This window comes from Halorhabdus sp. BNX81 (genome assembly GCF_029229925.1).
Lineage (GTDB): Archaea > Halobacteriota > Halobacteria > Halobacteriales > Haloarculaceae > Halorhabdus.
Genome location: NZ_CP107254.1, coordinates 212,651 through 234,123, shown reverse-complemented (window position 1 = coordinate 234,123; position 21,473 = coordinate 212,651). Strand labels below are relative to the sequence as shown.

At 64.4% G+C, this 21,473-nt stretch carries 23 protein-coding genes; 18 read left to right on the top strand and 5 right to left on the bottom strand.

All coding sequences use genetic code 11. From position 1 onward, the window contains the following. The first annotated feature begins 10 nt into the window (after positions 1–10). Both HBNXHr_RS01060 and hisE read left to right on the top strand, forming a co-directional pair. Positions 11–1,561, top strand: coding sequence for a TrkH family potassium uptake protein (locus HBNXHr_RS01060; RefSeq protein ID WP_275882814.1), 1,551 nt, complete (start codon positions 11–13; stop codon positions 1,559–1,561). Positions 1,562–1,634: 73 nt separating this feature from the next. Next, entirely contained in the window at positions 1,635–1,928 is a 294-nt protein-coding gene (gene hisE / locus HBNXHr_RS01055) for a phosphoribosyl-ATP diphosphatase (protein WP_015789163.1), read from the top strand. A gap of 120 nt (positions 1,929–2,048) precedes the next feature. On the opposite strand, the gene HBNXHr_RS01050 is transcribed toward hisE, so the two are convergent. Next, positions 2,049–2,450: a hypothetical protein gene (locus tag HBNXHr_RS01050; RefSeq protein WP_275882813.1), complete on the bottom strand. Its 402-nt coding sequence runs from the start codon at positions 2,448–2,450 to the stop codon at positions 2,049–2,051. A 287-nt stretch (positions 2,451–2,737) separates the two neighbouring features. Between HBNXHr_RS01050 and HBNXHr_RS01045 the strand changes: the two genes are divergently transcribed. After that, the gene (locus tag HBNXHr_RS01045) at positions 2,738–4,906 is read left to right on the top strand and encodes an ATP-dependent DNA helicase (protein WP_275882812.1); all 2,169 of its coding nucleotides are present in this window, start codon (positions 2,738–2,740) and stop codon (positions 4,904–4,906) included. Positions 4,907–4,946: 40 nt separating this feature from the next. Here the strand turns inward: HBNXHr_RS01045 and HBNXHr_RS01040 are convergent, their stop codons facing one another. Continuing rightward, positions 4,947–5,405, bottom strand: a complete 459-nt coding sequence (locus HBNXHr_RS01040; protein WP_275882811.1) for an Hsp20/alpha crystallin family protein — start codon at positions 5,403–5,405, stop codon at positions 4,947–4,949. 158 nt (positions 5,406–5,563) lie between these two features. Here HBNXHr_RS01040 and HBNXHr_RS01035 point away from each other — a divergent pair, with 158 nt between their 5' ends. The 7 genes from HBNXHr_RS01035 (at position 5,564) to HBNXHr_RS01005 (ending at position 11,601) form a co-directional block, all read left to right on the top strand. Continuing rightward, a complete protein-coding gene (locus tag HBNXHr_RS01035; protein WP_275882810.1) occupies positions 5,564–6,538 on the top strand; it encodes an aldo/keto reductase in 975 nt (324 codons plus the stop codon). A gap of 84 nt (positions 6,539–6,622) precedes the next feature. Next, complete coding sequence (locus tag HBNXHr_RS01030) at positions 6,623–6,898, top strand: hypothetical protein (RefSeq protein WP_275882809.1); 276 nt, start codon at positions 6,623–6,625, stop codon at positions 6,896–6,898. Positions 6,899–6,983: 85 nt separating this feature from the next. Continuing rightward, a complete protein-coding gene (locus tag HBNXHr_RS01025) occupies positions 6,984–7,700 on the top strand; it encodes an ABC transporter ATP-binding protein (protein WP_275882808.1) in 717 nt (238 codons plus the stop codon). Continuing rightward, the gene (locus tag HBNXHr_RS01020) at positions 7,697–8,944 is read left to right on the top strand and encodes an ABC transporter permease (protein WP_275882807.1); all 1,248 of its coding nucleotides are present in this window, start codon (positions 7,697–7,699) and stop codon (positions 8,942–8,944) included. The genes HBNXHr_RS01025 and HBNXHr_RS01020 overlap by 4 nt, the downstream gene beginning before the upstream one ends. A 105-nt stretch (positions 8,945–9,049) precedes the next feature. Then, positions 9,050–9,616 (top strand): DUF1684 domain-containing protein, encoded by a 567-nt coding sequence (locus HBNXHr_RS01015; RefSeq protein WP_275882806.1) that lies wholly within the window; start codon positions 9,050–9,052, stop codon positions 9,614–9,616. An 82-nt stretch (positions 9,617–9,698) separates the two neighbouring features. Continuing rightward, on the top strand, positions 9,699–9,998 hold the full coding sequence (locus tag HBNXHr_RS01010; RefSeq protein WP_275738692.1) for a hypothetical protein: 300 nt from the start codon (positions 9,699–9,701) through the stop codon (positions 9,996–9,998). A gap of 250 nt (positions 9,999–10,248) precedes the next feature. Then, positions 10,249–11,601, top strand: a complete 1,353-nt coding sequence (locus HBNXHr_RS01005) for an FAD-dependent oxidoreductase (RefSeq protein ID WP_275882805.1) — start codon at positions 10,249–10,251, stop codon at positions 11,599–11,601. A gap of 25 nt (positions 11,602–11,626) precedes the next feature. Here HBNXHr_RS01005 and HBNXHr_RS01000 read toward each other — a convergent pair whose 3' ends face one another. Both HBNXHr_RS01000 and HBNXHr_RS00995 read right to left on the bottom strand, forming a co-directional pair. Then, positions 11,627–12,469, bottom strand: coding sequence for a polyprenyl synthetase family protein (locus HBNXHr_RS01000; RefSeq protein WP_275738688.1), 843 nt, complete (start codon positions 12,467–12,469; stop codon positions 11,627–11,629). 107 nt (positions 12,470–12,576) lie between these two features. Further along, complete coding sequence (locus HBNXHr_RS00995; RefSeq protein WP_275882804.1) at positions 12,577–13,749, bottom strand: hypothetical protein; 1,173 nt, start codon at positions 13,747–13,749, stop codon at positions 12,577–12,579. 156 nt (positions 13,750–13,905) lie between these two features. Here HBNXHr_RS00995 and HBNXHr_RS00990 point away from each other — a divergent pair, with 156 nt between their 5' ends. Next, positions 13,906–15,135 (top strand): hypothetical protein, encoded by a 1,230-nt coding sequence (locus HBNXHr_RS00990; RefSeq protein WP_275882803.1) that lies wholly within the window; start codon positions 13,906–13,908, stop codon positions 15,133–15,135. A 63-nt stretch (positions 15,136–15,198) separates the two neighbouring features. Continuing rightward, positions 15,199–15,663, top strand: a complete 465-nt coding sequence (locus HBNXHr_RS00985) for a type IV pilin (protein ID WP_275738682.1) — start codon at positions 15,199–15,201, stop codon at positions 15,661–15,663. Positions 15,664–15,717: 54 nt separating this feature from the next. Here the strand turns inward: HBNXHr_RS00985 and HBNXHr_RS00980 are convergent, their stop codons facing one another. Next, positions 15,718–16,335 carry a methyltransferase domain-containing protein gene (locus HBNXHr_RS00980; protein ID WP_275882802.1) on the bottom strand — a complete coding sequence of 206 codons (618 nt, stop codon included), beginning with the start codon at positions 16,333–16,335 and terminating at the stop codon, positions 15,718–15,720. Between the two features lie 115 nt (positions 16,336–16,450). Between HBNXHr_RS00980 and ahaH the strand changes: the two genes are divergently transcribed. The 6 genes from ahaH (at position 16,451) to HBNXHr_RS00950 (ending at position 21,470) form a co-directional block, all read left to right on the top strand. Continuing rightward, positions 16,451–16,783 carry an ATP synthase archaeal subunit H gene (gene ahaH / locus HBNXHr_RS00975; protein ID WP_275738678.1) on the top strand — a complete coding sequence of 111 codons (333 nt, stop codon included), beginning with the start codon at positions 16,451–16,453 and terminating at the stop codon, positions 16,781–16,783. Continuing rightward, positions 16,770–18,950: a V-type ATP synthase subunit I gene (locus HBNXHr_RS00970; RefSeq protein ID WP_275882801.1), complete on the top strand. Its 2,181-nt coding sequence runs from the start codon at positions 16,770–16,772 to the stop codon at positions 18,948–18,950. Before ahaH ends, HBNXHr_RS00970 begins: the two co-directional genes overlap by 14 nt. Before the next feature lie 275 nt (positions 18,951–19,225). Next, positions 19,226–19,435 (top strand): hypothetical protein, encoded by a 210-nt coding sequence (locus tag HBNXHr_RS00965; protein WP_275738674.1) that lies wholly within the window; start codon positions 19,226–19,228, stop codon positions 19,433–19,435. A 21-nt stretch (positions 19,436–19,456) separates the two neighbouring features. Next, positions 19,457–20,080: a V-type ATP synthase subunit E gene (locus HBNXHr_RS00960; protein ID WP_275882800.1), complete on the top strand. Its 624-nt coding sequence runs from the start codon at positions 19,457–19,459 to the stop codon at positions 20,078–20,080. After that, on the top strand, positions 20,077–21,150 hold the full coding sequence (locus HBNXHr_RS00955; protein ID WP_275738670.1) for a V-type ATP synthase subunit C: 1,074 nt from the start codon (positions 20,077–20,079) through the stop codon (positions 21,148–21,150). Before HBNXHr_RS00960 ends, HBNXHr_RS00955 begins: the two co-directional genes overlap by 4 nt. Next, positions 21,147–21,470 carry a V-type ATP synthase subunit F gene (locus HBNXHr_RS00950; protein ID WP_275738668.1) on the top strand — a complete coding sequence of 108 codons (324 nt, stop codon included), beginning with the start codon at positions 21,147–21,149 and terminating at the stop codon, positions 21,468–21,470. Before HBNXHr_RS00955 ends, HBNXHr_RS00950 begins: the two co-directional genes overlap by 4 nt. The last annotated feature ends 3 nt before the right edge of the window (positions 21,471–21,473 follow it).

Genomic DNA, 21,473 nt, shown 5'->3' with positions numbered 1-21,473 from the left:
CGAACGTCCGATGGGACACACGTCAGTGCGAACGTACGTCGATTACCGGGTGAGCGTCGCCTACGTCGGGACCGTTCTGAAGTTCATCGGCGTTGCGCCCGCGCTGCCGTTCGTCCTGTCGCTGTTCTACGGCGAGGATCCCCTTCCGTTCGTCGTCGCGTGCGTCGTCATGGTACTGGGCGGCGGGCTACTCGAAGCGGTCGACTCAGGGGGAGACCTCGGCAATCGCGAGGCGTTCCTGCTGGTGAGTCTCGCCTGGCTCGTCGTCCCGCTCGCGGGAACGATCCCCTATCTCGTCGCGGGGACGGGATCGGTTGCGGGCCCCGTCAACGCCCTCTTCGAGAGCATGAGTGGCTTCACCACGACCGGCGCGACCGTCCTCGAAAAGATCTCGGTCGATCGCCACGGCCACGCCATGATGCTCTGGCGACAGCTCACCCAGTGGCTCGGCGGCATGGGTATCCTCGTCCTGATGGTCGCAATCCTCCCCGAACTGTCGGTCGGTGGCGCGCAGGTCATCGATCAGGAGGCTCCGGGGCTGTCCCTGGAGAAGCTGACGCCACGGATTCAGGTAACGGCCCGGGCGCTGTGGGGGATTTACGCCGGGTTCACCGTGCTCGCGGCGCTGGTCTACTACGGGCTTAACCTCGCGGGAATCGCGCCGAACATGGGCCTCTACAACGCCGTCGCCCACGCGCTGACGACGCTGCCGACCGGCGGGTTCTCGCCGGAAGCCAAGAGCATGGAGGCGTTTGTCCCCGCCGTCCAGTGGGCGGTGATGGTGTTCATGCTCGTCGCCGGGACCAACTTCGCGCTGTTCTGGTACGTCCTCCGTGGCGACCCCCGGGAACTGATCGACAACACCGAGTTCCGGTCGTATCTGCTCGCCGTCGCCGGGGTGGGAGCCCTCATCTCGGCGCTGTTGTTCGCCGGCGTCGGCCTCAGCGGGACGCCCGAAAACGTCGGGACGATCGTCGGCAATGTCGAGAATGCCCTCCGTCAGGGCCTCTTCCAGGCGATCGCCGTCGTGACGACGACCGGCTACGCCAGCATGGACGTCAACACCTGGCACCCTGTCGCCCAAACGACCCTGCTGTTCGCGTACTTCCTCGGCGGGTCGGCGGGCTCGGCCGCCGGCTCGATCAAGATCGTCCGGTGGGTGCTGGTCACGAAGGGGATCGACCGGTCGCTGTTCACGTCGATCCACCCCGAGGCAGTCCGGCCGATCCGACTGGGTCGTGAGATCATCGACGACGAGACCGTCAGGGACGTCTTCGCGTTCATCGCGCTGTTCTTGGGGATCTTCGTCGTCTCGACGGTCCTGCTGTATCTGGACAGCCTCCGGACGCCCGCGGTGACGCTGTCGGGGCTGGACGCAATGAGTGTCTCCATCGCCACGCTTGGCAACGTCGGTCCCGGGTTTGGCGACGTCGGGCCGATGGACAGTTTCCTGGGATTCTCCGACCTCGGGAAGCTCTACATGACGTTCCTGATGTGGATCGGCCGCCTGGAGGTGCTCTCGGTGCTGGTGATCTTCACGCCGTCGTTCTGGCGGAGTTGAACGAGTGGAGTGGTTGTGCTGACCCGACGGCCGCTTCGACGCGCTTAGGGGCCGGCCCCGCGTGAACTCGGGCATGACCGACGACGAGGCGATACTCGACGAACTGTTCGCGGTGATCGAGGACCGCAAGGAGAATTTGCCCGAGGACTCCTACACCGCATCGCTGTTCACCCACGAGAAAGGTGAGAACGCCGTTCTGGAGAAGTTGGGCGAGGAGTCGACCGAGTTATTGCTTGCGGCCAAGGACGACGATCGCGAGGAGATCGCCCACGAGAGCGCCGACATCGTCTATCACTTATTGGTGCTGCTCGCGATGAAGGATATGGATCTGGAGGACTTGCGGGCGGCGTTGCGGGAAAGGCGGTGATCGTACGGCGCGAAGCCCCGTTTCGCTGCTCGCTCGCCTTGCTTGCGAGCAGGAAGTTTTTGGTCCAGCTTTTGCGACGAGCGGATCGCTTGCGACCCCGAGGAGTAAAGGGTGGCCAGTCTACTGCTCGGCGATCCACTCGCGGGCTTCGGCCATGTCGTCGGTCATCATGTTCTCGAACGGGAGATCGGAGAGCGGATCAACGGTCTCCTGCATGTCCATCTCGGCGATGACGCTCTCGCGGTGGACGTTCGCGGAGTACTCCATGCCGGCATCAACCATCTTCGGGATCCACTCCTCCTGGAGCCACTGCTTGTCCTCCTCGTCGTGTGCCTTGACCTCCCGGGTGTCGATGATCTCCTTTGAGACGTCGTACTCTTTGAGGGCCTCGTACAGCGCGTTCGCTCCCTCCCGGAACTGCTCGCCGTTCGAAAACATCGTCCAGGTGTGGATGAGCGCGTCAAGGTCGTCGTCGTATTCGATCCGGTACCAGTCCGTCTCTTCGATCACTTCCATTGCCATAGTCGGCAGTTCTCAGAGTGCTAAAATAAGCGTTCGCCCGAGAATATCGTAGCTGATAATCTGACTGGGCGGGGGAGGGATTCTATGACCACCAGCGCGAGGCCTCCGAGAATAGCCGGGTCATACGCGTACGTAATATACTCACGATAATATAAACTGTGGTCGCGAGGGGTGGTCCGTACCGACGACCGCATTCCGTGACAGTCCAGACAAGTGTGGAGGCTGTCGGCGGGTCGGGTGTCCCTCCCGAGCGAACGCTTTTGGCCCTTAGCGACCAACCCCTGCCCGTGGCGTCCGATCCCGACTACGCGCGGTTCTTCCCCTACGAGGAGCCATACGACCACCAGCGTGAGGCCATCGAAGGAATCGGGGACGCACTCGAAGATGGATCGGACGTCTTGCTGGAGGGGGCGACGGGGACGGGCAAGACCCTCGCGGCCCTGACGCCGGCTCTGGAGTTCGCCCGTCGGACGGACAAGACAGTCGTGATCACGACAAACGTCCACCAGCAGATGCGCCAGTTCGTCGCGGACGCGCGCCAGATCACGGAACAAGAGCCGATCCGCGCGGCCGTCTTCCGCGGGAAAGGCTCGATGTGTCACATCGACGTGGGCTACGAGGAGTGTCAGGCGTTGCGGGAGACGACTCGCGATCTCGTCGACAGCGAAGCCGAACAGGCAGACCTCGAGCGTCGCCAGCGCGAGCTCCTGGAGGCGAGCCAGGACGGGGACAGCGAGGCTGCCGAGGCACGCTCGGCTGTCATGGACGAACTCGACGCGGTCGCCGAGGAGATCGAGACGCTCAAAGAAGAGCAGGCGACCTGCGACCACTACTATCGGAATCTCACGACCGATACCGACGAGTTCTACGCGTGGCTGTACGACGACGTTCGCACGCCCGATCAGGTCTATGAGTACGCCGAACGCCAGGGACTCTGTGGGTACGAGCTCCTGAAAGAGGGGATCGACGGCGTCGATCTGGTCATCTGTAACTACCATCACCTGCTGGATCCGTTCATCCGCGAGCAGTTCTTCCGGTGGCTCGGCCGCGACCCCGAGGACGTGATCGCCGTCTTCGACGAGGCCCACAACGTCGAGGATGCGGCCCGCGAACACGCCCGCCGGACGTTAGCCGAACCGACGCTCGCACGCGCACTCGAAGAACTCGAAGATGTCGATGATCCCCGTGCCGGCCCGGCGGGAAACGTCCTCGAGACGATTCTGACCGCCCTCCGGGAGACCTACGACGACGCGCTCGGGTTCGGCGAGCGCGAGACGATCGACGAAGACTGGACCGACCTCGCGATCGACAACGACGACCGCCGGGACGACCTCACGCTCTCGATCCTGCAAAATTACACCGGACAAGGCGTCCACGAAGATCTGGAGGCGGCCGTCGCGCTCGGGCAGGCACTCGACCAGCAGTACGACGAGGCCTACAAGGACGGCGAAACGAGTGTCCGCAAGGAGTGTCCCACCCTCCAGGCAGCCACCTTTTTCGACGGGTGGTTCGAAGACGGCGAGCAGACCGGCCTGTATCCAGTCGTCAGTGTCCGGCGGGAGGACGGGGACGGCGATCTTTACGGCAGGGCGGAACTGTATACGGCCATCCCCGAGCGGGTGACGCGGACACTGTTCGACGATCTCTACGCCTCGGTGCTGATGAGCGCAACCCTACGCCCCTTCGACGTGACCGAGGACGTACTGGGGCTGGACGACCCGGAGACGATGGCCTACGGCCCCCAGTTTCCCGAGGAGCGCCGTCGGACTTACACCGTCGATGTCCCGTCGCTGTTCGCCAGCCAGCGGGACGACCCCGACCTCCAGGACACCGTCGCGAGTGTCGTCGAGGACGCCGTCCGATTGACGCCCGGGAACACGCTCGCGTTTTTCCCCAGCTATGCGGAGGCCGAGCGCTACCACGATCGGGTCGACGTCGAGGCGACGAAATACCTCGACGAACCGGGCACCCGCGCCCAGGAATTACGCGAGACCTTCACCGACGGCGACGACGGCGTCCTCTTTACGTCGCTGTGGGGCACCCTCGGCGAGGGCGTGAGTTACGACGGTGACGACGCCCGGACGGTCCTGGTCGTTGGCGTGCCCTACCCCTACCTCGACGACCGGATGGACGCCGTCCAGGACGCCTACGACGCGACCTTCGACGCCGACGAAGCCGGGTGGCGCTACGCCGTCGAGATCCCGACGATCCGCAAGACGCGCCAGGCGATGGGGCGGGTCGTCCGCTCGCCCGAGGACTTCGGCGCACGGGTGCTGGTCGATCGGCGCTACACCGAAAAAGCCGAGATCGAGTCCCCGGAGTACGCCGTCCGGGGCACCTTCCCGCCGGTCGAGCGCGGCGAGATGATCGACGTCGACCCGGGAAAGCTCAAGTTCGGGTTACTCAATTTCTACGCCGACATGGACGCCTACGACGGCGATCCACCGGCTCCCTGACGCGGAGAGACCGGATCCAGACGGTTTCGACGGTCCGGGATCACTCGATCGGGATCGTCCGAGAGTCACCGGCGTCGGGTCGCTCCTTCGGGAGTTCGACCGTGAGGACGCCGTGTTGATAGCTCGCCGCCGTGCCGTCTTCGTCGACGGGTTCCGGCAGCGAGACCGTTCGACTCGTCGCCGTCCGGCGGCGCTCGCGTCGGATAAACACGCCGTCATCGGGCTCGCTGTGCTCGGATTCGGTCGCGTCGGTGCGCTCGGCACTGATTCGCATCGTCGTCGCGTCCGGTAGCGTCACGTCGATGTCGTCGCTGTCGTAACCCGGCACGTCGGCCGTGAGGACGAACCGGTCGCCCTCGTCGACGACATCGACGGCGATCCCGCCGGCCGAACCGGTGACCGCGCCGGCGACCTCTGTCGGATCCAGGGCTTCGAACTGGTCGCTCATCCGGTCGAACATCCGCTCGATCTCGTCGAAGGGGTTGGGTTTCGAAGGCATCGTCTCACCGACAGTACGTCGCCGGCGGACTTAACGTTCACTTCGAGTGTCGTATGTTCGACAGCGCCAGGAGATGACAACAGATCCCGCCGAAACGTGCGAAGAGACAGTTCAGCAGGCATAAATCATTTGAACTGCCCGCTCATATTCCAGAGGGCATGGAATACACCACACTCGGCTCGACGGGGATGGAGGTCAGTCAGCTCTGTCTCGGGGCCATGAGCTTCGGCAGCGAGGAGCCCTGGATGCTCGACGAAGAAGAGAGTCGCGAGATCATCGAGCGGGCGATCGATCTGGGCGTGAACTTCTTCGATACCGCAAACGCCTACTCAGCGGGCGAGAGCGAGGAGATCCTAGGGGACGTCCTCGCCGACTACGACCGCGACGAGCAGGTCGTCGCGTCGAAGGTTCGCTTCCCCGTCGGCGAGGACACGCCCAACGCCGCCGGGCTCTCCCGGAAGACGATCCAGCAGGAACTCGACGCGAGCCTGGATCGGCTCGGCATGGACACGATCGACCTGTATCAGACCCACCGGGTCGATCCGAACACCCCGCCGGAGACGACCTTGCGAGCGCTTGACGATGCCGTCCGCGCCGGCAAGGTTCGCCACGTCGGCACCTCCTCGATGTTCGCCCACCAGCTCTCCGAGCGACTCCGGACCAGCGAGCGCGAGGACCTCGTGAGTTACGAGACGATGCAGAACCACTACCACCTGGCCTATCGCGAGGAAGAACGCGAGATGCTCCCCCTCACCGAGAAGGAGAACATGGGCGTCATCCCGTGGGGGCCGCTGGGCCAGGGCTTCCTGACGCGCCCGATCGACGAACTCGAAGCCACCGAGCGTGGCGACCCCGAGAACTTCCACAACCCGACCGACGAGTACACTCGCGGCGGCGGTCGCGAGATCAACGAGCGCGTCGAGGAACTCGCCGACGACTACGGCGTCACGATGGCCCAGATCGCGCTGGCCTGGCAGTATCAAAACGAGTACGTCACCGCGCCGATCGTCGGCACGACCAGCGTCGAACACTTAGAGGACGCCGTCGAAGCCATGGAGATCGACCTCTCGGATTCTGACGTCGAGTATCTCGAAGAACCCTACGAGCCACAGCCGATCGTCGGCCACGACTGACGGTCCCGAGTCCGGAATGGCGCTCCCGTCGGGCTGGCGAACGAATTTCGAGTTCTTGAAGTCGGCGCTCGATCAACATCCGCTGTGGACCGGAGGAAACTCGAAGCCCAACTGGTCGAAACCTTCGACACCGAGCCGGAAACCGCCCGGATCGTCGCCCGGCAGGCGACGGATCTGGCCGACTCCGCGCAGTACGCAGCCGACTTCGAGGGGCCGCTGACCGTCGAGATCGTCGTCGACAACCTGAACGATGCACCCGAGGAGTCCGATCTGATCGAGCGCTGGAACTGGTGGCTCGGCGCGCTCGAACTCTCCCACGGCGGCTACCAGCGGTTTCGAGTTCGCCCGGACGTGGTCTGACCCGTGTTTCCCCGCCGCGTACCACAACCGGCGTCACCTGACGAAACCGGTATTATCATTTAACAGTGGTGTGACGTAGCCGACGATGGCAGAATCAGCCGTGACGGTCTCCGAGCTGGAGAAACGATATGGCGACGTACAGGCCCTCCGCGACGTCTCCTTTACCGTCGAGCCGGGCGAGATATACGGGCTCGTCGGGCCAAACGGCGCGGGCAAGAGCACGACCCTCCGGACGCTCGCGACGCTGTTGACGGTCGGTGGCGGCGACGTGACTGTCTTCGGTACCGGCGTCGAGGCAGAGCCCAACGAGGTACGAAAGCGGATCCGATATCTTCCCGAGGACGCCGGCTCGTACGACAATCTCACCGGCCGACAGTATCTGGAGTTCGTGGCGGACTTCTACAGCGACAGTCCGACAGCACTCGTCGACCGGGGCGTCGAGATCGCCGATCTCGGCGATCGAATCGGGAGCAAGACCAGCGAGTACTCAAAGGGGATGACCCGCAAGCTTCTGCTTGCGAGTACGATCATGACCGAGCCCGATCTGGCGATCTTAGACGAGCCGACGTCGGGACTGGACGTCGAGAACGCCCGGGCGATCCGGGACATCATCAAGGACTTCCCCGGCACGGATCGAAGCGTCCTCTTATCGAGCCACAACATGCTCGAGGTCGAATACCTCTGTGACCGGATCGGCTTGCTCAACGAGGGCGAGATCGTCGCCGAGGGGCCGCCGGCCGAACTGGTCGAGCGCTACGGCGTCGAGAACCTAGAGGAGGCCTTCCTGGAGGCGGTCGCATGAACCACTTCTGGCGGCTCCTCTGGAAGGAAACCCGGGAGCTCCTCCGGCCGCGGTATCTCCTGCCGATCCTGATGATCCCCATCATCTTCGTCGCGATGGGGCAAGGGATCGGCGGCATCGAGGACGGCGCGGACGGCGAGCCCGCAATCGGGATCATCCACGAGGACGACGGGCAGTACGGCGACCTGGTCAACGCCTCGCTCTCACAGAATGCCTCAGTCGTCTACTACGCCGAGTCGGGCGATCCATCGACTGCGATGGAGACCGTCTCCGACGCGGGTGGGGATGCCCTGATCGTCATCCCCGATGGCTTCAGCGAACGGATCCGACAGGGGACGGTCGGCGACGTCGGCGTCCACTCGGTCGTTCGCTCACTCAGCCTCTCGGGGATCACCTCCTCGGCAGAGATCGATCAACAGATCGGGCGGGCAGGCACCGCCCTGACGCTAAACGTCACCGGCACGACCCCCGCGATGCTCAATCCGATTCAGCCGGAGCATACGACCTATCTCGAAGACAAGACCCTCAACGGGACCTCACCCGCCAGTCTGTCGGGAAGCTTCGCCACCCAGTTCATTCTCATTCCCGTCGTGATCATGTTTGTCATCCTCTTTTCGGGCCAGATGGTGATCAATTCGATGGGGGGCGAAAAGGAGAACAAGACGCTGGAAACCCTGCTAACCATGCCGGTCAAGCGCTCGACGATCGTGGCCGCGAAGCTGATCGGTAGTGCCTCGATCGGACTGCTCGGCGCAGCGTTGTACACCGTCTCCTTTTATTACTACCAGTCGTCGTTCAGCGACGGCGCGGCGAGTACGGCGCTGAGCCTGGGAATCACCGATTACGCGATCATCGGTGTCTCGCTGTTCCTCTCGCTGGTCGGTGTTCTGGCGCTGGCGCTCCTCCTGGGAGTGTTCGCCGGCGACCGCCAGGGCGCCCAGATGTTGTTGTTCCCGATCTCTATCTTGGCAATTGTCCCGATGTTGGCGACGATGTTCACCGACGTCGCCCAGCTGTCGCTGCCGATCCGGGCGATCCTGCTGGCGATCCCGTTCACGCACCCGACGATCGCACCCAAACGACTGCTGTTGAACGACACGACGATGGTGTTCGGCGGGATCGTCTACGAGGCGATCTTCGCCGCCGCCATGATCTACCTGGCGATCCGGGTGTTCAACTCCGACCGCCTGATCACGGGTAGTTCGGGCCGGGTCGGACAGTGGCTGAGTCGCCTCCAGCAGTAGCGCGGCGACCGCGCTCTGGCCCCCGATCCGGGCAGTTGCGTAGCGTCACCGGTGTTGTCGAAGTCACGCAATACCATTATGTGTCCCCGCGTCCAAGTTCCGACGATGACAGACGAGGACTACACCGAGCGGATCCGCGAGCAGCGAGCCGAAAAGGAGACGTATTTCGCCGAACACCCGCGATCGCCCGTCCCGCAACACGCCGACTTTGCCGGGCTGGACTTTTTCGCGGTCGACCCGGCCTATCGGTACGAACTGCCCCTGGAGGAACACGACGACAAGGAGTCGGTGACCGTCGAGACGACCGCCGACGGGAGTCAAGAATACGTCCGGTGGGGCGAGTTCAATTTCGATGTCGACGGCGAAGCGGTCACCCTCCAGGCGTACAAACCGGCAGCCGGCGAGGATCGCTTCTGGGTCCCGTTCCGAGACGAGACCAACGACGAGGAGACCTACGGTGCCGGTCGATATCTCGACCTCGAACCCGACCGCCATCAGACGGCCGACGGGACCTGGATCCTCGACCTGAATCAGGCGTATAACCCGACGTGTGCGTACAACGCCGCCTACGAGTGTCCGCTGATCCCGATGGCAAACTGGCTCGACGTCCGGGTCGAGGCCGGCGAGAAGGCGTATCCGGGTGAGCCGATCGGCCACGACGGCGATCACTGACGGCGGGAAATAGTCGGAATTGGCCGAGATCCCGTCGAAAAGTACCGACACGCATTTGTGGACGGTCGCGCCAGTACCGTGCATGGACATCGACCGTGGCGATCTCACCATCTTCGTGTACAACTGGGGCGTCGTTCTCTCGGGCGGATACGTCGCCCTCACCTACGACATAACGGTCACGGAACTCCTCGTCTTCTCGCTGGTGATCGGATTCCTCTGGACCATCTACTATCGGAGCGTGATGGAGGAGAAGCTCCCGCCGTTCGATGACAGAGATGAGGATGGGGAGCGGATCGACGAGCCAGACCTCTCGACGGAGAACAGGAAGCCGGACGACGACGAACCGCCGGAGCAGGGCGGTCCGGACGCCCCCTGGGAATGAACAGGAAACTGGTCGTCGCCCGGTGAGGATCGCGTTCGCTTGCCCCGCCCGGTGAGCAGCGGGTGACGCGGGCGGTTCCTTCGGTCGCCACTACCAGGTCCACCTGCTCGGGCGTGGCCCCCTTCGGGTATCTCCCTATCTCGGGCGTGATCCGCTCGAAGACCTCCAGCCAGCGTTCAGATCGGAATTCGGGTATTTGGGTTTGTGCGGTCACCACAATTCTTTATGGGTTCGGAGCCGAAGCTGAAATATGACCGAGGCGTTTGTGGTTATCGGCGGCGATGCGGCAGGAATGAGCGCGGCCAGCAAGGCCAAACGCGAGGCTCCTGCCCGCGAGGTAGTGGTCCTCGAACGGAGCGAGTGGGTATCCTACGGGGCCTGTGGCCTCCCCTACTACGTCAAGGGGGAGATCGACTCCCTCGACGATCTCATCGCGATCCCGGCCGAACGCTTCCGGGAGGAGCGGGACATCGACCTCCGGACAGGGCATGAGGCCACGGGGATCGACCGCGATCGACAGCAAGTCACGGTCGAGACCGACGACGGCGAGTCCTACCGGATCGGCTACGACGACCTCCTGATCGCCACGGGAGCGGGTGCGCTCGAACCGCCGATCGACGGTCTGGACGCCGGGAACGTCTTCACGCTCCAGGAGATGAACGCGGGGCGGGAACTCAAGGAAGCACTTGCGGCGGCCGAGTACGACCGGATCGGCGTGATCGGCGGCGGCTACATCGGCATCGAGATGGCCGAGGCCTTCCGGGGTCGCGACCTCGACGTGACGCTGTTCGAGATGCGCGAACACGTCCTCCCGCCCTTCGGCACGGCGGCCGCGGAAACGGTCGAGGACGAACTCGAAGACAACGGTGTCGATGTCCGAACCGGGACGCGCGTCCAGGCCCTCGAAGGAGATGGAGGGGTCGAGACGGTCCGCACCGACGCCGGGGCCGTTCCGGTCGACGCGGTGTTGGTCGCCGCGGGCGTCGAACCGAACGTCGAACTGGCCGAGGAGACGGGGATCGACCTGGGGCCGACGGGCGCGATCGAAACCGACGAATACGGCCGAACCAGCGACGACGCCGTCTATGCGGCTGGCGACTGCGCGGAGATGAGCCACGCAGTCACGGACGAACCGGCCCACGTCCCGCTGGCGCTGACGGCCAACCGCGCCGGGCGGGCCGTCGGCGCGACGGTCGGCGGCGATCCCACGCCTGTCGGCGACATCGCCGGCACGGCCGTCCTCAAGGCGTTTGACCTGGCCGTCGCCCGGACGGGGATTCTCGACGAGCGGGAGCTGCGGGACGCCGGCTTCGACCCAGTATCAGTGTCGATCACGTCGGCTTCCCGGGCACACTACTATCCCGGCGGGTCGGAGATCGAGATCACGCTGGTCGGCGATAGGGAGACGGGGCACGTCCTCGGCGCAAGCATCGTCGGCCGTGAGGGTGTCGCCAAGCGGATCGATCCGATCGCGACGGCCATCCAGTCGGAGTTGACCGTCGAGGATGTGGAATATCTCGATCTTTCGTATGCGCCGCCGTTCGGGCCGACGTGGGACCCCATTCTCACGGCGGCAAAGGTTCTCAACGGCAAACTCGAATGAGGAGTGGGGCGGTCCAGCGCAGCCCTCACCGCTCACGTTCGACGACGAAATTCGCCAGATCGCGGAGATACTCGACGGCCTGCTCGTCTTCGACGGGAACGGTATCGAGGAGTTCGAGGGCGGCGTCGGCCTCGCTGCGGGCGCGCTCGGTGGCCTCCGCCGGCGAGAGGTCGGTCACCTGGACGATCGATGGACGGTCCATTGCCGCGTCGTGACCGGCCGGCTTGCCGAGTTGCTCGGCGTCGGCCGTCGCGTCGAGGACGTCGTCGCGGATCTGGAAGGCGATACCCACCTGTTCGGCGTATTGCCCGAACGCTTCGACAGTACGCGCGTCGGCGTCGGCCGCGATTGCCCCGAGTTCGGCCGCCGCACGGAACAGTGCGCCGGTCTTTCGGCGGGCGAGTTGCCGGTAGGCGTCCTCGGAGTCGGGCATCGCGGCGAGTTCGGTCGCTTCACCCTCGCCGAGTTCGACCATCGCCTCCGAGACGGCGCGCATCGCGCGTTCGTCAGTCGAGAACAGCGCGAACGCCTCGCCGATCAGCCCGTCGCTGGCGATCAGTGCCGGCCCGTGTCCGAATGCGGACCAGGCACTGGGCGAGTCACGCCGGCGGTCGGACTCGTCGATGATGTCGTCGACGACCAGCGACGCGTTGTGGACGAGCTCGACGCCGACCGCAAAATCGACAGCGTCCTCGGGTTCGCCGCCGACGGCCTCACAGACCAGCAGCGCGACCGTTGGGCGAACCCGCTTGCCACCTGCGAGGACGACGTCTTCGAGTTCGCTCGACAGTTCGGCCGGGTCGACCGACGCGAGGACATCTTCGAGTCGCGTTTCGATGAGCCCTCGCCGTCGCTCCAGGTACTCCATCGGCCGTCCTAGGCGTTGGTGGGACAAGTACGTGACGACCGCAGCGTGTCTGTCTCGCGCCGGTCGAATCCACGATGTCGTTCGGATCGGCGATCAAGCCGCGACGATCACTCCTCGGTCTCCCCGTCCTCGTCCGGGAACGAGATCAGGTTCTCCCGCCCGATGCGGAGTTTCTCGACGCGGCCCTCCTCGGCCATCGTCGAGAGCAACTGCGAGACTTTCGCGTTCGACCACCCGGTTTCCGTGACGATGTTCGCCTGCTTCATCCGCCCGCCGTTGCGATCTAAGAGTGCTTCGACGTACTCCTCGTCGCTGAGCAGTTCCCGGTCCAGAGGGGGCTGGTCGTCGGCAGTCGCGTCCGTCTGTGCCTGCTCGTCACTCGATCCGGGCGGTGGCGTCGCCGTCGAATCGGCCGGTCGATCGTCAGCCGTCTCGGCGGCCATCCCGTCACCCCCGGTGGGCCGATCCGGGGTCGAGAGGTCCCCGACGTTCCGGAAGAGATACACACCGACGGCGACGGCGACGATCACGCCAATGAGGATCGCGAGCGCCGGAACGCCACCGCTCTGGGTGGGACCCGCATCCGTCGTTCCCGTCGTCGATGTCGTCGGGTCCTGGGTTGGGGGAGTGTCCGTCGTCGACGAGGGAGTGACGTCGTACGTGATCTCGAAGTCCCCCGGTTCGAACTCCGTCGGTCCCTCCCACCGGATCGTCCGGTTCGTGTACCCCTTGGGCGCGCTCGTGATATCGAAGGACTCGGGCACCGAAAAGACCAGTTGCTGATCGGCACTCAACGTCTGTAACCACAGCCCGTCCGATCCGGTGAAGGCATCCGCAACGTGGACCGTCGATCCATCACGCCGGCCGAAGTTCTCCCAGGTGAACAACAGTTCGAGGCGGCCGGTCGTGTTTGCCACGGTAGCTGTCCGTTCGATGCCGGTGAGTCGCATGTCCCGGCCAGTGGAATTGTCCGCGATCTCGACGTACCGGCGAAACGTCGCCGACGAGAGGATCTCGCTTTCGTTCGCCTCGAAGGAAGTTCCGAGTTCCCGGAACGAATCGACCGCCTCCTGGTCCGGCAGTGTGGCGAGCAACGAGACGTTCCAGTGGGCGTCGCCACCGCTTCCCAGTTCGATCCACATCGTTGTCGAAACGTTGACCGAAACGTTGGCCGTCGATTGGTCGGAGACATCTCCCGATTGGGCCCCGACGACGACACTACCAGCCACTATCGCGAGGAGAGCAAGAAACGCAGCGACGAGTCGCATCGACGGGGACATGTCGTTGCAGTGTCGGGCCGAGTCCAAAACCCTTTCCATCCACAAATAAAACGTTAGCTGCCTTGATGAAAGGTATCGCCCCGTCTCAGGGCGTCAGACACACGTCATAACTGGAGGTAGATGGGTTTTTGTGTTGTGGTCTCAAACACATATCCGATGCGCAGGCCCCCGCATATCGTCACGCTCCTCGTGGCCCTCCTCACGGTCGTGACAGTCTTCGGCGTGGGTTCGGCAGTGGCCACGACAGTCGGTGACAGTCCCGAAATGCCGTATTCGGTGACGCCCGGGAACGACACTGTCGGCCGGCTTGTCGTGCCCGGTGGAAGCCCGACGCGTCAGCAAGCGACAGCCGACCTTGCGGGCGCGCTTGCCGGCGACCAGGAACAGCTACAAACAACCGTTGAGACGGGACAGTTCGGCAATTCGTTCGAGTCCGCCGACAACGAGTCGGCCAAGCGGACAGTCGTCGAGGAGACCCTCGATCGACTCGAAACACGGACATCGAGACTCCAGACAGAACGCCAGGACGCACTCCGTGCCTTCGCGCAGGGCGAGATCGGTAGTGCCGGGCTCTTCCGTGAACTCGCCCGTATTCGCGCCGCTGCTGAGGGTGTCGACGAGCGCGCAGCCGTCGTCGAAACAGTCGTCCAGCAGTCCTCGACCCTCTCACTTTCGGCCGATGCCACCGGGCAGCTGGCTGGCATCGACGGTGAGTTGATCACGCTGAGAGGGCCCGTTACGGAACGGATGGCGGCGAGCCTCGCTGGAACAGCGCCTTCGCGGTCGATCGGCATTCAGGGTGGCGATAGCGGCGTCGTTCTCACGACAATCGACGATGGAGGGACATTCGTCCGCGAGGCGACGCTCTGGAACGAGCGGGCGGAGTCCGGCCCCAACAAGTTCGTCGAGGGGGACAGCTCAGCATTGTCACGGGCCTACCAGCGCGCCCAGGAGACGTACCCGTGGGCCGCCGACAACATGATCTCTGGGCTGAGCGTGACCGGCTTCGGGGACTCGACAGTCTACGGCGTCGATTTGACCCACAGCCACGGCGACCTCAGAACGTATCTCGACGGCCGGACGACGAACGTCTTCTATGAGGTCCAACAGCTCCGGTTGTCCAGCCTCCCCACGGAAGCCGTCGCGACGAACACGACGGGGGAGCTCCTGATACAGGTGAACACGACAGCTATCGGACCGAAAACCGTCACCGTGAGAAACGCGACGACCGGGGAGGAGGTGATCGCCGACATCACAGTCGAAGCGCAACGGGTGAAGCGGTCGACGATCGGCAGTCGCCTGTGGCTGCTCGATGCGAACGAAACACGGACGATCACGGCCCGGCGACCGGACGGGACGACCGTCTCGATCACGATCGGATCGTGACGGGCTGACCCCACGCTGTGTCGTTCGTGAGTTTATATACGATCGCGCAGCCAGGTCTCCGCGATGGTTGATCGTGCCGTCTCGCCCGTCGTCGGCATCGTCCTGGTCGTTGCCCTGACCGTGCTGCTCGCGGCAACGGTCGGGACGATGGCACTCGGGACAACCACACCCGACCCGGGGGCGACAGTACAGCTCTCGGCGAACGCCGACGCGGCCAGTGATGCCGTCGCCCTCACCCACGAGGGTGGCGACGCCCTCGACCCGGCGGCCATCGACGTGAATATCGCCATCGACGGGACCGATCTTACCCACCAGCCGCCGGTTCCATTCTTCGCCGCGACGGGGTTCGTGAGTGGCCCAACTGGCGCGTTCAACAGCAAGACGACCGGGCCCTGGACCGCCGGCGAGACCGCCAGGCTCGAACTCGCCTCGACGAACAACCCGCTGCTCACGGACGGCGCGACGGTGACAGTGACTGTCACCGAGGAGACCAACGTGCTCGCGAGGCTGGAAACGACGGCCGAGTAGCCGTGGCCGCCACCATTTCGAGGACGCGTGTCCCTGCCGGGCGCCCGACCAGACTCACGCCGGAACGCGCGCGACGGTCGTGATCGCGATTTCGGGGTTGTACCCCGGTCCCATCGTGACGTGTTCGACATCCTCGAAGCCGGCCTCGGCAAACATCCGGTCAGCGTCCTCGGCGTCGTAAAACAGCATGATCGCGTCGGCGAGTTTCTGGAAGATCGACGACCCGGGGTAGTTCGGGCCGACGACCAGGACCTGCCCGCCGGGACGGGCGACGCGCCGACACTCCCGAAGTGCCGTGACGGGGTTGGGCCAGTACTCGATCGAACCCGAGGACCAGACCACGTCGAAGGTGTCCGCCTCGAACGGGAGGCGTTCGGCGTCGCCAAAGCAAAACTGGGCGGGCCCGTCACCGAGTTTCTCTCTGGCCTTGGCAAGTTGGTGGGGGCTCTGATCGAGCCCGTAGACGTCGTCAGTGTGTTCGAGGATGCCCTCGGTCCCGAACCCCGTGCCACACCCGACATCGAGAACTCGATCGTCGGTGCCGATGTCGAGGAGTTCGAGCGCGTCGGTGCGCATCCGCTCGTTCCAGATGAAGGGGTTTACGCGGTCGTACACTTTCGAGAGGTACTTGTAAAATAGCCGTGCCCGCGCTTTGTCTTCAAGGATGCCCATTTGGGCCGTATTGGGCCTTCGTCGGCATAACTCCCCGGATCAGGAATGGATTGCCGAAATCCCGTGAGTACTTCGCAACGCCCATATAGGCGCTCTCGCAAATCACGACTGACAAATGCCCAGGCCCGAGGTTCTCGACCGCATCAAGGAGGCCGAGCGAGAGGCTGACGAAATCGTCGCCGAGGCCGAAAACGAGCGTGAACAGCGCCTCGAAGAGGCGCGCGAGCGGGCCGAGGAGATCCGTGAGCAGGCCCACGCGGACGCCGAAGCGATGGCCGAAGAGCGTCTCGCCGACGCGCGCGAAGAGATAGAATCCGACCGCGAGGAGATCCTCGAGGACGGTGCCAACCGACGGGAGCGACTCGAGTCCCAAGCCCAACAGCGCATCGACGAGGTCGTCGAGGATGTCCTCGAAGCGTTCGCGGAGGAGGTACATGCTCAGACCTGAGCGGATGAGCCGGGTCTCGGTCGCCGGCGCAAAGCGCGTGATGACCGACGTCATCGAGACCGTCCACGACCTCGATGTCCTTCACATCACGGAGTACGACGGTTCCTTCGAGGGGTTCGACCCTGGCGACCCGGCGGAAGGCGCGGACGACGCCTCGGACAAGCTCGTGACGGTGCGGGCACTGGAATCGACTCTTGGCGTCGAGCCCGAGGACGCCGGTCCGACGCGGCTGGTGACCGACGAGGCGCTCGAATCAGATCTCGAAGAGATCCGTGAGGAGGTCAACGAGCTCGACGACCGCCGGGACGCGCTGCGCACCGACATCCGGAACGTCGAGGAGGACATCGAGCGAATGGAGTTCTTCGTCGACCTCGGTATCGACCTGGATCTGCTCTCCGGGTACGACTCGCTGTCCGTCGCTGTCGGCAACGGCGATCCGAACAGCGTCAGCACGGCACTCGAGTCGGCCGATGCGTTCGACGCCACCGAGGTGTTCGGCGACGGGAACACGCTCGCCGCGTTCGCCTACCCGGCCGACGACGAAGCGCTCGGGGACGCCCTCGTCGGGACCGACTTCGCGGCTGTCGACATGCCCGACGGCGATGGGGACCCGGAGACGTATCTGAGCGAACTCAGACACCGCCGCCAGCAACTCGAGTCGCGGCTCTCGACGGTCGAAAACGAGTTCGAGGAGCTCAAACTCGACGTCGGCGGGTTCCTGCTGGCGGCCGAGGAAAAACTCACCGTCGAGGTCCAAAAGCGGGAAGCGCCCCTGACGTTCGCGACGACGGAGAACGCCTTCGTCGCCGAGGGATGGATCCCGACCGAGGACGTCGACCGCTTCGAGTCCGCACTCCGGTCGGCCGTCGGCGATCACCTCGAGATCGACGAGCTCGAGCGCGCCGACTACGACGACGAGGGTCACCCCACCGAGCGGGAGCCGGTCGAGGGCGCTGGTGACCAGGCGGCAGACGACGGGGCCGAAGCGGTCGCGGCGGACGGCGGCCGGACGGTTGGCCCGCTCACGATGAGCGAGGGGCACCCGCCCGTCGTCCAGGACAATCCCGGCGGGATCGCGCCCTTCGAGTCGCTGGTCGAGGTCATCAACCGGCCGAAGTACACGGAACTCGATCCGACGCTCGCGTTGTTCCTCACCTTCCCGCTTTTCTTCGGGTTCATGATCGGCGACCTCGGCTACGGGATCCTGTACTTCATCGCGGGGTATGGCATCTGGAGTCGCCTGGACAAGCCGACACTGAAGAGTCTCGGCGGCGTCGGCATGTGGGCCGGCGGCTTCACTGCCGTCTTCGGCGTGCTGTACGGCGAGATCTTCGGGCTCCACCAGCTCGGCGAGATCGTCTGGAACGGCCACCCGCCGATTCACAAGGGACTCCAGCCCCACTACGTCGCCTTCGCCCAGGCGTGGCTGGTGGCGAGTCTCGTCGCCGGCGTACTCCACCTGATCGTCGGTCGGGTCATCGACTTCGCGAACAATCTCCACCACGGGCTGTGGGACGCCTTCGCCGAGAGCGGCTCCTGGATCATGCTCACCGCCGGGATCTGGCTGTGGGTGTTCAGCACGCAGGCCCGTGGCCCCAAGCCCGAGTTCATGTTCACCGCCTTCGGCAGCGGCGAGGCGGCGGCCATCCCACTCGGGTTTACCGGGTTTTCGCCGACGGTCGGGACGGCCGGGCTGGTGCTGACGGCCGTCGGGTTCGTCCTGGCGATCTACGCCGAGGGTGGCATCGCACTGGTCGAGAGCATCACGCAGGCGTTCGGTCACGTGGTGTCCTACACCCGGCTGGCGGCCGTCCTGCTAGCGAAGGCCGGCATGGCGCTGGTCGTCAACCTGCTGGTGTTCGGCGCGACGCTGCATGAGGGGGAGTTCCACTTCATCTTCTTCATGGATCATGCGCCAAATCCCGACTACGTCGTCTTCGCGGGCCTGGTCAACGGGAGCGAGCCCGTGATGATCGCACTCGGCTGGCTCGCCGGCATCGTCGTCCTGGTGGCCGGCCACCTGGTCGTGCTGGTGCTTGGCGTCTCCTCGGCCGGCCTCCAGGCCGTCCGTCTCGAATACGTCGAGTTCTTCGGGAAGTTCTACGAGGGCGGTGGGACGGCCTACCGGCCGTTCGGACACGAGCGCGAATATACGGCCGAGGATTGAAACTACCCGGGCGACAGCCGGTATGTTTCCCCGAACGTGGGCTCGCTACTGACCCCCACCAGTCGACCGTATTCGATAACTCCCACTCCACGCGTCTCGACCGCTTTGAGAAGCTTTATGAGGGTTGTGATCCGATTCCAGGATGTCCGAAAACCAATGTTCCTGAACCGAACAGGATCTATTCGCAAACCCATGAGTGAACCACTACTGTCGACCGACGGTGACACCGTATCGCGTTCCGAACTAGCTGGCCGGACCGAGGGAGGGAACTGAACATGGTCGTTCTCGAACCGCTTTCGGCTGCGGCACTTGGCGTGGGTCTCGCGTCGCTGGCAGCGGGGTATGCCGAGCGAGGTATCGGCTCGGCGGCCGTCGGCGCGCTCGCCGAGGACGACAGTCTGTTCGGACAGGTGCTGATCCTGACTGTCCTCCCGGAGACGCTCGTCATCCTGGCACTGGTCGTCGTCTTCCTGACGCTATCGTAGAAACCGAGGTTCTCGATATTCATGAGCCTCGAAACGGTCGTCGAAGACATCCGGGAGCAAGCCCGTTCGCGTGCGAGAGAGATCACGGAGGCCGCTGACGAGCAAGCCGAATCGATCGTCAGCGAGGCCGAGGACGACGCCGAGTCGATCGTCGCCGAGCGCGAGCGCGAGGTCGAACGCCAGATCGCCCAGGAGCGCGAGCGCCGGCTCTCGAGTGCGAACCTGGAGGCCAAACAGGAGCGGCTGAACGCACGCCGGGAAGTCCTCGAAACGGTTCGCAGCCAGGTCGAAGACGGGCTCGCGACCCTCGAGGCGGACCGACGCGAGACGTTGACCCGCGAGCTCCTCGAAAACGCGCTTGCGGAGTTCGAGGGAAGCGAGGTACGCGTCTACGGTCGGCCCGAGGACGCCGAGTTGCTCGAATCGATCCTTGCGGACTACGACGCGACCCTGGCTGGCGAACGCGACTGTCTCGGCGGCGTCGTCGTCGAGAGCGACGAGTCCAGGGTCAGGGTGAACAACACGTTCGACTCGGTACTCGAAGACGTCTGGGAGGACCAGATCAAGGCGATCAGCGATCGCCTCTTCGAAGATACTGACGTCGACGGCGACCTCGCCGACGACGCCGAGACAACCGAGCAATGAGTCCCATGAGAAACCCCAGCGGCGCAAAGAGCAACTACGAGTACGTCGTTGCCCGCGTTCGCTCCCGTCGTGCCTCGCTGTTCGACGAGGACGACTACCGCAAGCTCGTCCGGATGGGGACCGGCGAGATCGCCCGGTTCATGGAGGAAAGCGAGTACGAGCGCGAGATGAACGCCTTGGGCTCGCGGCATTCCGGGGTCGACCTCATCGAGTACGCGCTGACACGGAACATGGCAAAGCACTTCGAGGACCTGCTGTCGTGGTCGGAGGGGCAACTCTATGACTACGTCGCCAGGTACCTCCGGAAGTTCGACGCCTGGAACATCAAGACGGTGTTTCGGGGGATCTACTCGGGAGCGGATGCCGAGGCCATCGAGTCCGACTTCATCCGGGCGGGCGAACTCACCGAGGACGAACTCGACCAGCTGGCAACTGCGGAGTCGATCGAGGGCGTCATCGAGCGGCTGGACGAGACGATCTTCCACGACCCGCTCGTGGCTGCCTTCGATGATTTCGAGGAGACGGGACTGTTGGTGCCCCTGGAGAACGCCGTCGACCGGGCGTTCTACGAGGCGTTGCTCGCCGGATTGCCGGACAGCGCGGAGACGGGCAGCGCGATCGGGTACTATCTCGAGTTCCTGCGGGCGGAGATCGATTTCCGGAACCTCCGGAACGCGTTGCGGCTGGTCCGCAGCGGCGCGGACATGGACCCCGCCGAGTACTACATCGAGGGGGGCCAGTTGTTCGATGCGACGGCGGTCCGCCAGCTCGTCGAGGACGAAGGGCAGTTACTCGATCACATCCGCGAGAGCCAGTACGGCGACGAGCTGTCCGAGGCGCTCGATGCCCTGGATTCGGCCGAGGAGTTGATCCAGTTCGAACACGCCATCGAAGCGGCGTTGCTTGAGTACGCAGACCGGCTATCTTACCGATATCCGGTGTCTATCACGGCGGTTCTCTCGTACGTACTGGCCAAGGAGCGGGAGATAGACAACATCCGGGCGATCGCCCGCGGGACCGAAAGTGGGCTCTCGCCCGAGGAGATCCAGCGGGAGCTGGTGATGCTATGAGCAAAGAGATCGCAGTCATCGGGAGTGCGGATTTCACGACCGGCTTCCGGCTTGCCGGCATCCGGACGTTCGCCACCATCTCGGATGACCCCGAGACCGAAGAGGTCGACGAGGCGGTCACGACGATGCTCGAAGACGACGATGTCGGCATCATCGTGATGCACGATCCGGATATCGATCACCTCTCGCGGTCGGTCCGCGAGCGCGTCGAGACGAGCGTCGATCCGGTGTTGGTGACGCTCGGCGGCGGAGCGGGAAGCGGTGGATTGCGCGACCAGATCAAACGTGCGGTCGGTATCGACCTGATGGAGGAAGACTAACGT

What these genes read in the sequence shown, in the direction of transcription:
- HBNXHr_RS01060 (WP_275882814.1), top strand. Translation starts at nt 11, where the DNA reads ATGGGACACACGTCAGTGCGAACGTACGTCGATTACCGGGTGAGCGTC.
- hisE (WP_015789163.1), top strand. Translation starts at nt 1,635, where the DNA reads ATGACCGACGACGAGGCGATACTCGACGAACTGTTCGCGGTGATCGAG.
- HBNXHr_RS01050 (WP_275882813.1), bottom strand. Translation starts at nt 2,450, where the DNA reads ATGGCAATGGAAGTGATCGAAGAGACGGACTGGTACCGGATCGAATAC.
- HBNXHr_RS01040 (WP_275882811.1), bottom strand. Translation starts at nt 5,405, where the DNA reads ATGCCTTCGAAACCCAACCCCTTCGACGAGATCGAGCGGATGTTCGAC.
- HBNXHr_RS01035 (WP_275882810.1), top strand. Translation starts at nt 5,564, where the DNA reads ATGGAATACACCACACTCGGCTCGACGGGGATGGAGGTCAGTCAGCTC.
- HBNXHr_RS01025 (WP_275882808.1), top strand. Translation starts at nt 6,984, where the DNA reads ATGGCAGAATCAGCCGTGACGGTCTCCGAGCTGGAGAAACGATATGGC.
- HBNXHr_RS01020 (WP_275882807.1), top strand. Translation starts at nt 7,697, where the DNA reads ATGAACCACTTCTGGCGGCTCCTCTGGAAGGAAACCCGGGAGCTCCTC.
- HBNXHr_RS01015 (WP_275882806.1), top strand. Translation starts at nt 9,050, where the DNA reads ATGACAGACGAGGACTACACCGAGCGGATCCGCGAGCAGCGAGCCGAA.
- HBNXHr_RS01010 (WP_275738692.1), top strand. Translation starts at nt 9,699, where the DNA reads ATGGACATCGACCGTGGCGATCTCACCATCTTCGTGTACAACTGGGGC.
- HBNXHr_RS01005 (WP_275882805.1), top strand. Translation starts at nt 10,249, where the DNA reads ATGACCGAGGCGTTTGTGGTTATCGGCGGCGATGCGGCAGGAATGAGC.
- HBNXHr_RS01000 (WP_275738688.1), bottom strand. Translation starts at nt 12,469, where the DNA reads ATGGAGTACCTGGAGCGACGGCGAGGGCTCATCGAAACGCGACTCGAA.
- HBNXHr_RS00995 (WP_275882804.1), bottom strand. Translation starts at nt 13,749, where the DNA reads ATGTCCCCGTCGATGCGACTCGTCGCTGCGTTTCTTGCTCTCCTCGCG.
- HBNXHr_RS00990 (WP_275882803.1), top strand. Translation starts at nt 13,906, where the DNA reads ATGCGCAGGCCCCCGCATATCGTCACGCTCCTCGTGGCCCTCCTCACG.
- HBNXHr_RS00985 (WP_275738682.1), top strand. Translation starts at nt 15,199, where the DNA reads ATGGTTGATCGTGCCGTCTCGCCCGTCGTCGGCATCGTCCTGGTCGTT.
- HBNXHr_RS00980 (WP_275882802.1), bottom strand. Translation starts at nt 16,335, where the DNA reads ATGGGCATCCTTGAAGACAAAGCGCGGGCACGGCTATTTTACAAGTAC.
- ahaH (WP_275738678.1), top strand. Translation starts at nt 16,451, where the DNA reads ATGCCCAGGCCCGAGGTTCTCGACCGCATCAAGGAGGCCGAGCGAGAG.
- HBNXHr_RS00970 (WP_275882801.1), top strand. Translation starts at nt 16,770, where the DNA reads ATGCTCAGACCTGAGCGGATGAGCCGGGTCTCGGTCGCCGGCGCAAAG.
- HBNXHr_RS00965 (WP_275738674.1), top strand. Translation starts at nt 19,226, where the DNA reads ATGGTCGTTCTCGAACCGCTTTCGGCTGCGGCACTTGGCGTGGGTCTC.
- HBNXHr_RS00960 (WP_275882800.1), top strand. Translation starts at nt 19,457, where the DNA reads ATGAGCCTCGAAACGGTCGTCGAAGACATCCGGGAGCAAGCCCGTTCG.
- HBNXHr_RS00955 (WP_275738670.1), top strand. Translation starts at nt 20,077, where the DNA reads ATGAGTCCCATGAGAAACCCCAGCGGCGCAAAGAGCAACTACGAGTAC.
- HBNXHr_RS00950 (WP_275738668.1), top strand. Translation starts at nt 21,147, where the DNA reads ATGAGCAAAGAGATCGCAGTCATCGGGAGTGCGGATTTCACGACCGGC.